Source organism: Psychroflexus sp. MBR-150, assembly GCF_053628795.1.
This window is the reverse complement of sequence record NZ_JBRJHB010000025.1, coordinates 25,603-32,069: the sequence shown is the minus strand read 5'-3', so window position 1 is coordinate 32,069 and position 6,467 is coordinate 25,603. Positions and strand designations below refer to the sequence as shown.

The window sequence follows — 6,467 nt, the reverse complement described above, 5'->3', positions numbered from 1 at the left end:
TCGCTTCATAATGCCAGCTAAAATACTAAATATCAATCATATAAAATAATTATTTTTGATGTTTTTTAGTGAAATTTGGTTTTTAGAGATTCCCTATACATTAAAATACTTCCCTTCACTACGTATCATATTGATACTGTTTCTAAACTAAAAATCGCTAAAAACCACAACGACCCAAACGACCACGCCATTATTGCACATGCTATAACCGAAAAATTGACTTTGGTGTCTTCTGACCGAGAATTTCATGATTATATCACCCAAGGCTTAGATTTTGCTTTTAATAAACGGTGATTTAAATCTATTGAAAATTTTAAAGCCAAAAGTCGTTTATCTATACCCATTACAAATATTTCTGACTTAAGCCAATCTTAAGTTTATGCTTTGTATCTTGTTGTATATTTGCATTATGCAAAACATAGCTGTTTACATATTATCTTTTTTTATAGGTATTCAGACTATTGGAATCAATCCAGATAGTTTATCAAAATTTGATGACTTTTGGTCGCATTACCAAACTCATCAGCAAGAGTTTGATGATGATTTATTGACTTTTTTAGATTTGCACTACGGCAGTGGTAAAGCTCAACATCAAAATACACATGATGGTCACGAAAATTTACCTTTTGGTGATATTCATTCTGCACAGGTTTTAATTGTATTTGTGAATTTCAGCGAGATCAAAGTTGAACCTTTGGAGTTTGAAACGCAGAAACATTCAAATTTTAATTATCAAGACGATTATATTTCTACACATTTAGGTGAAGCCTTTCAACCACCTAAATATTTTGATAGGAGTTAATTTCATTTTTTCTTTTTATCAATCAAAATATTAATTTATGTTATCTAAACTTATTGAATTTAGTTTAAAATCTAAATTTTTCATTTTACTTTTAATTGTTGGCATATGTGGCTTTGGCATTTATAGTCTTAACAACATTAGTATTGGTGCTGTCCCCGATATCACTAATAATCAGGTTCAAGTCATCACAACTTCTCGTAATCTTTCAACGGCAGATGTCGAGCAATTTATCACTTATCCTGTTGAAATAGAAATGTCGAATTTACCTGGAGTTAAGGAAATTCGTTCAGTTTCAAAATTTGGTTTATCTGTTGTTACTATCATTTTTGAAGACAAACTCGGCACATATTTACCACGCCAACTCATAGCTGAAAAAATAAAAGCCGCTGAGGAGAAAATTCCCGCACAATTTGGCAAACCTTTTATGGGACCAATTTCAACGGGTTTAGGCGAAATTTATCAATATACTATAGAAGTTGAAGATGAATTTAAAGACAATTATACCGCTACGGAACTTCGTAGCATCCAAGACTGGATTGTAAAAAGACAAATGGCTGGTATTCCTGGTGTGGTTGAAATCAATACTTGGGGTGGATTTTTAAAAGAATATGAAGTGGCTTTTTCTACGGATAAATTGCAAGCCCTAAATGTCAGTATTTCTAGTATTTTTAAGGCTTTAGAGCAAAACAATAGTGTTGCTGGCGGAAGCTATATTGAAAAAAATGACCAAGCCTATTTTATAAGAGGTGAAGGTTTGCTGAAATCTTTAGATGACATTAAAAATATTGTGGTTGAAAATAGAGATGGTCAACCTATTTATATAGAAGATATCGCAGAAGTAAATTATGGTCACGCACCAAGATTTGGTGCTATAACTGGCAACGGCGAAGGCGAAAAAGTACTAGGTCAAGTGATGATGCTTAAAGGTGCTGATTCAAACAAAACCATTCAAAGCGTTAAAAAACGTATCGAAGAAATTCAAAGCTCACTTCCAGAAGGCATATACATCAATGGATTTTTAGATCGAAGTGAACTCATTGCCAGAACCACAACAACTATATTTGAAAATCTTTCACTTGGATTTTTAGTCGTTATGTTTATTGTGATTTTACTCATTGGCGACTGGCGTTCAGGTTTGATAATTGCTTCTGTGGTTCCTTTGAGTTTTTTGACGGCCATTAGTTTGATGTACATTTTTAATATTGATGCCAACTTGATGAGCCTTGGAGCTTTAGACTTTGGAATCATCATTGACGGTGCAGTGATTATTGTAGAATTTGTCGCTTTTAAAATGCTAGAACGGTCAAAAGAATTTAGTTTTACTGAAACTGACAAAATCAAAGAATTAAAAGATAAAATCACTTTTAGCGGTGCTTCCAAAATGATGAATTCTGCCATTTTTGGACAGTTGATTATTTTGATTGTATTTATTCCTATTCTGGCCTTGACTGGTGTAGAAGGTAAAATGTTTAGACCTATGGCAATGACGTTTTGCTTTGCACTTATCGGTGCTATTATTATGTGTTTTACTTGGATTCCAGTGGCTTGTTCTTGGTTTTTGAAACCGTCAAAACTGCAGCACAAAAACTTTTCTGCACGTTTGATCAATACGATTAAAAGACTGTATCTTCCTAGTATAAGATGGGCATTACATCACAGAGGTTTTATATTGATTTCATCAGTTTTATTGCTTGCTTTTGCTGTTTTTACATTCACCAAAATGGGTGGTGAGTTTGTGCCAACTTTAGATGAAGGAGATTTTGTGATTCAACCTATTTTAAAAACAGGTAAATCTTTAGAAAGCACAGTCAAACGCACCACAAGGATTGAGCAAATACTCCTTGATGAAGTTCCTGAAGTTAGCCAAATCGTCTCTCGTATTGGTGCTGCTGAAGTGCCAACTGACCCGATGTCGATGCAAGATTCAGATGTCATTGTTCGGCTTAAACCCAAAAGTGAGTGGACTTCTGTTGAAACTAAGGAAGAACTTGCAGAGCTCATTAAAGAGAAACTGAGTATCATCCCTAATATGGAGTTGGAATTTACTCAACCTATAGAAATGCGTTTTAATGAACTCATCACAGGCGTGCGTTCAGATATTGCCATTAAAATATTTGGTGAGGATTTACAGATATTGGCTCAAAAAGGCAACGAAGTCAAAAGTTTGGTTGAAAATGTTGAAGGCGTTGGCGATATCTCTGTTGAAAAAATTGTCGGTTTACCACAAATGGCCGTCAAATATAATCGCCAAAAAATTGCCCGTTATGGGTTAAATATTCAAGACATTAATGATGTGATTACTGCAGGATTTTCAGGTTTAAAATCAGGTGTTGTTTTTGAAGGTGAAAGACGTTTTGACTTAGTGGTTAGGCTTAAAAAAGAAAGCAGAAATGAGCTGTCAGATTTAAAAAATTTAATGATTGATACACCAAACAATGGTAAGATTCCTTTAAATGAAGTTGCAGATATAGCTTATGATAAAGGTCCTGCAAAAATTTCAAGAGATCAAACTCGACGCCGTATTGTGGTAGGAATTAACGTGAGAAATCGAGATTTGCAGTCTGTTGTAGAAGACTGTCAGGCTATTATCAACAAAGATTTAGAACTACCAACCGGCTATAATATAACTTACGGTGGTCAGTTTGAAAATTTACAAAGTGCATTAAAACGTCTCAAAATCGTTGTGCCTATTGCTTTAGCTTTGATTTTTATCTTGCTATATTTTGCTCTTGAAACATTAAAAGATACACTCTTGATTTTTACAGCCATTCCATTTTCTGCAGTTGGTGGTGTTTTTTTACTTTGGTTAAGAGATATGCCGTTTAGTATTTCAGCAGGTGTTGGTTTTATTGCTTTGTTTGGTATTGCAGTGCTCAATGGAATTATTTTAGTAGAATATTTTAAAGAGCTCAAAAAAGAAGGTAAAGGTCTAACTAAAAACAATATCATCCTGGCCACTCAAGATAGATTGCGTGCTGTATTATTAACAGCAAGTGCAACAGCACTCGGCTTTTTGCCAATGGCAATTTCAACAGGTGCCGGTGCAGAAGTTCAACGCCCTTTAGCCACAGTGGTAATAGGCGGTCTTATCACTTCTACATTACTGACATTAATCATTTTACCCGTATTCTATTCCAGTATAGAAAATAAAAAATTTAATATGAAATCTTTCAAACTAAAACCCAGTATTTGGTTGATTATTATTGGCTTAGGTTTTACATTTAATTCTCAAGCACAAAGTATTGATAGTTTAAAAACCTTAATGCTCAACAATAACAAAGGCTTAAAAGCTTCAAAATTAAATATAGAAAGTCAAAAAGCAGCTCAAGGTCAGGCGTTTCAATTTAGCAAACTAGAGCTGTTTAATAATTATGACGAAGCTGATTTAGACCCCATAGCCAATCAATCTTTATACCAATGGGGTGGCGTTCAAAATTTTGAATTTCCTACAGTTTATGGCAAACGCTTAAAACGCAATAAAACTCAAACCAAAATCAGTGAATTAAGTTATGATTTAAAAACTCGAACTCAATTCAAAAATTTAGAATTGACCTATCAAAATCATATTATTTTGCAACAAAAACTTCAAATTTATACATATTTAGACAGTATTTATACTGATTTTTATAGAATGGCTAAACGAAGATTTGAAGAAGGCGAATCAACTTATTTAGAAAAAATAACCGCACAATCTAAACAAAGTCAAATTCAAAATCAGTTGACAATACTTTATAACCAATTGCAAAATAATCAAATTCAACTGCAAAACTTAGTGCAAACAGACCGTGAAATCAGTGTTGAGAATGCAAAACTTAAGCGTTTAGATATCGATTTTATCAATATAGAAAATCAACCTGATCTTAATTTAAGTCAAGCCCAAGTTGAACTGGCTAAAAATGAATGGAAATTGGCAAAAAACAAATTACTACCCGATTTTTATGCGGGTTATTTCATCAAAAACAATTCTGCTATTGATAAAAATTATGATGGTTATCAATTGGGTATAAAAATCCCCTTATTGTTTTTTGGCGATAAAGCTAAAATCAAATCTAAAAATATTCAAAAACAAGTCGCTCAATATAATTTTGAGCAAACCAGGTTAAATCTTGAAAGCAAACAAAATCAACTTTTACAAACCTTGACCACGCAATCAGAAAATTTGAACCGCTTTGAAACCACCCAACTTCAAGTGGCTGAAGAAATACTAAAAACCACTGAAAGTAGCTACAAAAATGGCGAAATCGATTTTTTTCAATATGTGCAAAGTGTTGATAATGCTATGCAAATCAAACTGAATTATATGGATGTATTATCCAATTACAACACAACTGTTATTCAACTCAATTATTTACTTTTAAACTAATATCATGAAAAATCTAAATATTTATATTCTTAGTCTTTTATCACTCATGTTATTTGCGTGTAACAATTCAACTGAAAACGAAATACCAAGTGAAGATAAACAAGTCAAAACAAACGATAATGAAATTGTTTTGACCAAAGCCCAGTTTAAATCTGGTAATTTTAAAATTGAAAAAGCTGATTCTGCAGTGTTTGCTGAGCGTTTTAAAGCCACAGGAATGATAGATGTGCCACCAGAAAATAGGGCAGAAGTGAGTTCTTTTTTTAGCGGATTTGTCAGCGAAACGCATCTTTTAATCGGTGATGAAGTTAAAAAAGGCGATTTACTCATTCAATTAACCAATCCAGATTTTATTCAGCTACAACAAAATTTTGTTGAAAACTACAATCAACTCAATTATTTGGAATCCGAATTTGAACGAAAACAAAACTTGTTTAATGACAATGTCGTGTCAGAAAAGGTTTTTCAAAAAGCCAAAAGCGATTATATGAGCCTATCTGCAAAAGTCAAAGGACAACGCCGCACCTTAGAATTGATGAATGTTAGCATCAATCAGGTTTTAGATGGAAATTTTTCAGAACAAATCAATATTTACGCCCCGATTTCAGGTAAGATTTCAAAAGTTAATGTCTCAAAAGGAATGCATATTCAACCATCAACAATGATGATGGAAATTTTGGATACCGAACATATTCACTTAGAATTAAATGTATTTGAAAAAGATATTATGAAAGTAAATGTTGGCGATACTTTAGAATTTAAAATCCCTGAAGTATCTGATCAAACTTTTAAGGCTTATGTGCATTTGGTCGGTGCTGAAATTAACGATAATCGCACTGTTCGCGTGCATGCACATCCTGTTGATGAGTCTCACAACTTTTCGGTCGGTATGTTTGTGGAAGCTTATTTTAAAAATAATCCACAAGTTCACTTGAGTTTGCCTGCTTCAGCCTTTGTAGAAACTGAAAACACTTTAAAAGTTTTGCGTCTAAAAGAAGATACCCAAGACGCTTTCATCTTTGAATTTATTGAAGTCCAAAACTCAGCTGAACAAAGAAATAGACGAGCTTTGCAAAGCGAATTTACGATTAAAAACACTGACCGATTTCTAACCCAAGGCGTTTTTGATTTGGTTGAAAAATAAAGTCAACTGGAAAAATTTATATTTAAAAATGCAAGAGTCAAATATTCAAAACCAAATAGCTTAAGGTCAAGTAGAAATTGTCAATTTTCTCAAACAAAATCTTGAATATGAATTTAATAATTTTAATATTACCAAAATTGAGATTAATATTTTAAATC

Annotated in this window: 4 protein-coding genes; all 4 read left to right on the top strand. The window is 32.9% G+C overall.

Features of this window, described 5'->3' with window-relative positions; genetic code table 11:
- Positions 1-75: 75 nt before the first annotated feature.
- The 4 genes from ACSSV5_RS11245 to ACSSV5_RS11230 all read left to right on the top strand — a co-directional run bounded on the left by ACSSV5_RS11245 (position 76) and on the right by ACSSV5_RS11230 (position 6,309).
- Positions 76-294: a PIN domain-containing protein gene (locus tag ACSSV5_RS11245; protein ID WP_454245936.1), complete on the top strand. Its 219-nt coding sequence runs from the start codon at positions 76-78 to the stop codon at positions 292-294.
- Positions 295-409: 115 nt separating this feature from the next.
- Entirely contained in the window at positions 410-802 is a 393-nt protein-coding gene (locus ACSSV5_RS11240; RefSeq protein ID WP_211066790.1) for a hypothetical protein, read from the top strand.
- 37 nt (positions 803-839) lie between these two features.
- On the top strand, positions 840-5,165 hold the full coding sequence (locus tag ACSSV5_RS11235) for a CusA/CzcA family heavy metal efflux RND transporter (protein ID WP_454245935.1): 4,326 nt from the start codon (positions 840-842) through the stop codon (positions 5,163-5,165).
- 4 nt (positions 5,166-5,169) lie between these two features.
- Positions 5,170-6,309 (top strand): efflux RND transporter periplasmic adaptor subunit, encoded by a 1,140-nt coding sequence (locus ACSSV5_RS11230; RefSeq protein WP_211066788.1) that lies wholly within the window; start codon positions 5,170-5,172, stop codon positions 6,307-6,309.
- Positions 6,310-6,467: the final 158 nt, after the last annotated feature.

What these genes read in the sequence shown, in the direction of transcription:
- ACSSV5_RS11230 (WP_211066788.1), top strand. Translation starts at nt 5,170, where the DNA reads ATGAAAAATCTAAATATTTATATTCTTAGTCTTTTATCACTCATGTTA.
- ACSSV5_RS11235 (WP_454245935.1), top strand. Translation starts at nt 840, where the DNA reads ATGTTATCTAAACTTATTGAATTTAGTTTAAAATCTAAATTTTTCATT.
- ACSSV5_RS11240 (WP_211066790.1), top strand. Translation starts at nt 410, where the DNA reads ATGCAAAACATAGCTGTTTACATATTATCTTTTTTTATAGGTATTCAG.